The sequence below is a fragment of the Psychrobacter sp. T6-1 genome (assembly GCF_052258445.1).
This window is the reverse complement of record NZ_JBQQFC010000224.1, coordinates 1-4165: the sequence shown is the minus strand read 5'-3', so window position 1 is coordinate 4165 and position 4165 is coordinate 1. Positions and strand designations below refer to the sequence as shown.

The window sequence follows — 4165 nt, the reverse complement described above, 5'->3', positions numbered from 1 at the left end:
ATCGAATCAAATAGTGCCCCTTCTCCAAGTAGTAAAAGGGGTAATTTTTTTTGAGTTTTAGCATAGCTTCTAATAAGTGTTTCATGCGCTTTTTGTGTTTTAAAACTTCCCACGTGAATAATATAAGAAGAATAGCTTGGCCTAAAGTCTGAAGCCATTTTGTTTATTTGAATTTGATCAATAGGATTGTAAATCGTTGTTGTATTAGCTATAGACAGTGTAGATTGAAAATCTTTTTCGACACCTTTACTAATACAAATACAAGGATGCTTAGAATAGTAGTGACTAATTTTTGATTCCTCTACTATTTTGCCTTGGTCTCTAAACATTTCTATTTTTTTAGAAATCGTATTTCTAATGACATGGGCTACGTTTGGTAGTCTACTGTAGTGCATTACCATATCAGCTTTGTCTAGATTTGATAACGTTAGGACTGGAGTTCCGATTTTTCTTTTGACGTAATGATCAACTTGTTTCGCTAACCACCAATATCCAATTTTTTCGTTGTCCATAGGGGTACGCAGTTTAAGATTTAATTGATGGTAGAATAAATTATCACCAAGCTCATAGGATACTTTTGGCTTAAAACGTAAAATATGCACCTCATACCCCAGCTCATGAAACCCCTGACCTAGAGTTAGTACCGATCGCTCAGCACCGCCGCCTTGTAGACAGTTAATAACTAGAAGTACTATTTTTTTGGATTTACTATTATCGACTTCTTGCACTGTAATGACGTTATTGAGCATCAAAAATCCTATAAACGATTAAGAGTAAAATAATTTTCTTGACTGTAGCGCTAGTAAGATGACACTACCGAATTTGTACAATTCATAAAGTCTAAGTACTGCTGTGCGATATTAACAGGTAGCAGTTCTTCGTTAAATGGCGCTCTAAACTGCTGAGGATCTTTCATTGCCTGACCCATTTTATCTGCTATAGCCTCTACATCACCCATAGCCATCAAGTTGTTCTTAGGTAATAACTCACTTGGCCCTGATGGGCAGTCCGTACTGATGACAGGTGTTCCAAGTGCTAGCGCCTCAGCAATGACCAAAGCAAACCCTTCCCAATCTGAGGTCAAGACCTTAAATTGAGCATGTTTAATAAAGGGATAAGGATTATCATGAAAACCTAAAAATATGACTTTGTCTTCGAGTCCGAGCGCTTGAACGTGCTGCTGTATACTTTCTTTATGTTTGCCCTGACCTAAGAGCAGCAGTTGCATGGTTTGATCAGTACGCGCATAGGCGTCTATCAAGAGGTCATGACGTTTAGCATCTTTAAAACTACCCACATGAATGATGTAGTTATCATACTTAGGCACAAAAGTATTAGCTTGCTTTTTTATAGCATCTCTATCGATAGGGTTATAAATAGCAGTAGTCGGTGTAATAGCGCCAAAGCTTTTAATAAAGTCCTGTTTTGCGCCTGCGCTAACGCAAATACAAGGGTGCTTAGCATATATCTCAGCCATTCGAGCCTTTAGCTGCACAGCGCTACTAGTCTTGTGGAACTTATAAAGTAGCGACACTGTATTATGAATCACATAGAAAATATTAGGCAATTTACTATAGCTCAAAATGCTATCGGCACGGTCCAAATTAGATAAAATCATATCAGGCTGGCCAATATGACTCGTCACGTACTTATCGACCGCGCTTGCAAAGATCTTATCACGACGCTCTTTACCAGGAATGAGCTTATAAGGTTTAAATTTGAGTACATGATAATTTAGATTCGGGTTTGTCTTGTATTGCATGAGCGGTTTAAACCGTAGAATATGTACCTCACATCCTAGCTCATAAAACCCTTGGCCTAGAGTCAATACTACGCGCTCAGCACCGCCGCCTTGTAGACAGTTGATGACCAGAAGTACTTTTTTTTTGAGTTTAGTGCTATCGGCTTTTTGCGCTGCAATGATATTATTTACCATTAAAGACCCTATAAACTATTTAAGATAATATGCTTTACCTTGGCACTAGCAAGATGATGACCCTACAGCATTTGTAGAGTCTACAAAGTCTAAGTATTGCTGTGCGATACTGTCTGGTAGCAAAGATTCATCGAACGTAGCATGAAACTGATCGGGATGGCTCATCGCTTGCATAAGCGTTTTAGCAATGACATCAACATCATTGACTGGCATCAGATTCCCTTCAGGCAATAGCTCGCTTGGACCCGATGGACAATCTGTGCTAATTACAGCAGTATCTAAAGCTAGAGCTTCTGCTATCACTAAGGCAAACCCTTCCCACTCCGAAGTTAACACCATAAATTGAGCGTGCTTAATATATGGAAATGGGTTTTCTTGAAAGCCTAAAAAGACCACCTTGTCTTCAAGTCCAAGCTCTGTCACTAGCGCTTTAATCTCACTTTGTAGCTTGCCCTGACCCAATAACAGTAGCGGTATGGATTGATCGGTTTTTGCATAGGCTTTTAACAAGACGTCATGACGCTTAGCTTCTTTAAAACTACCCACATGGATAATGTAATTTTGGTGATCGGGGACAAAAGCGTTTGCTTGTTTCTGTATGTTGTCTCTATCAATAGGATTATATATAGCAGTCGTCGGTGTGATGTCGCCAAAATTGTGCAAAAAGTCTTTTTCGACACCTTGGCTGACACAAGCACAAGGGTGTTTTGAGTAGATCTCAACAAAACGTTCTTGGGTCTGTTTAGCAAGCGCTGTCTGTCCAAACTTATGCAACAGCGACAAGGTATTGTGAATGACGTAGATGATATTAGGCAGTTTGCTGTAGCTAAGAATACTATCAGCGCGATCAAGGTTAGATAAGATGATGTCAGGATGGCCTATCTTGTTGCTGATGTAATGATCTAGCACCTGTGCATATACTTTATCACGCCGCTCCTCTCCTGGTATAAGCCTGAAAGGTTTGAACCTGTTTCTAAGTAAATGATAATTTAGATTCGGATTGAGCTCATACTCTATGCGAGGTCTAATCCTAACAATATGCACCTCAAACCCAAGCTCATAAAACCCTTGGCCTAAGGTCAATACTACGCGCTCAGCACCGCCGCCTTGTAAACATTTGATTACTAGTACCGCAATTTTTGATTGTGGCTTCATAAATAATAACCTTTAACTGCACTAAAATAACTGCTCTTACAGCTCTACTACATTAGCTCATCAGCGTTTAAATATTCTTGAAAGCAAAGACTTCGATGCTTTTGGACGCGTTACATTATTACCACTATAGTTTTGCTGAGTCTTTTTTGGAAAGCGGCCAAACGGCTCTATGCGGTAGTCATCGAGCTGATAACCATTTTCGAGTGCCTCGTTGTAATAGCTATCAAATAATTCAGCTAAATCTTTTCTAGGATGCGGCGAGACCTTACCATCAAACCAGTGTTCAAAGCCTTCTGCTTCAACTCTCGGTATAGCGTACTTATGACTAAACTGCGTACCCATATCTGAGTAATGCAAAATTCTGATATCGTCAATTGCTAAATCCTCACCATCGACTGAGTTATAGCTGTCTTGATACGGCTCAATCAGACGCTTGTTCTTTTTGAGAAGCTTCATCATTTTTTTATGACTGTCAGGATCTTGTTTAAGCTCTTTTATAGACGGTATGATAGATTGAGCTTTGGCGCAGTCCCACACACAGGTACATAACCTCGTCATATCAGCTTTAGTTTTGGCCGCAACTATTGACTTGCCAGTAATCGGATGCTGCCATAACTTAGCTAAGTCGTCTAAAATGACCACATCGGCATCCATATAAATGGCTCGTCCCGAAAAATCGCAATACTCAGGTATCGCCCAGCGAAATCCAGAAAAAGGCGTTGACCATTTAACCGTGTTCCAGCCCTCGCCTGTCTCAGGGTTTGAGTACCAAGGACTATTGGGATCACGTGATAATTGCATCCATACAATGTCGACAGAATTTGTAGTGTACTTGCGAATACTATAATCGAGAACCATCATCTGTTCTAAATCACAGTTATTTGGATCACATCCAACGAAGACCTTGATAGTGTCATCCTGCTTCATAGTTTTACCTGCTAGCTGCTTAATAATATTAGTTTGCGATTAGTCATGCTTGAACATATGTCGTCATCATTCCTTCCAGTACTCTTCTATCCAATCTACTGGTAGAATAAAATGGCGCAGATGACGTAGTGGTTTTTTGAGATTTTT

The 4165-nt window shown here is 39.8% G+C and carries 4 protein-coding genes; all 4 read right to left on the bottom strand.

What is annotated here, in order from left to right; translation table 11 throughout:
- Positions 1–749: glycosyltransferase family protein (locus tag ACTXGO_RS10555; protein ID WP_459112922.1), on the bottom strand; the 749-nt coding region annotated here is incomplete at its 3' end.
- 50 nt (positions 750–799) lie between these two features.
- On the bottom strand, positions 800–1936 hold the full coding sequence (locus ACTXGO_RS10550) for a glycosyltransferase (RefSeq protein ID WP_443542206.1): 1137 nt from the start codon (positions 1934–1936) through the stop codon (positions 800–802).
- Positions 1937–1981: 45 nt separating this feature from the next.
- A complete protein-coding gene (locus ACTXGO_RS10545) occupies positions 1982–3091 on the bottom strand; it encodes a glycosyltransferase (protein WP_317198895.1) in 1110 nt (369 codons plus the stop codon).
- Positions 3092–3151: 60 nt separating this feature from the next.
- Complete coding sequence (locus ACTXGO_RS10540) at positions 3152–4018, bottom strand: glycosyltransferase (protein WP_443542204.1); 867 nt, start codon at positions 4016–4018, stop codon at positions 3152–3154.
- Positions 4019–4165: the final 147 nt, after the last annotated feature.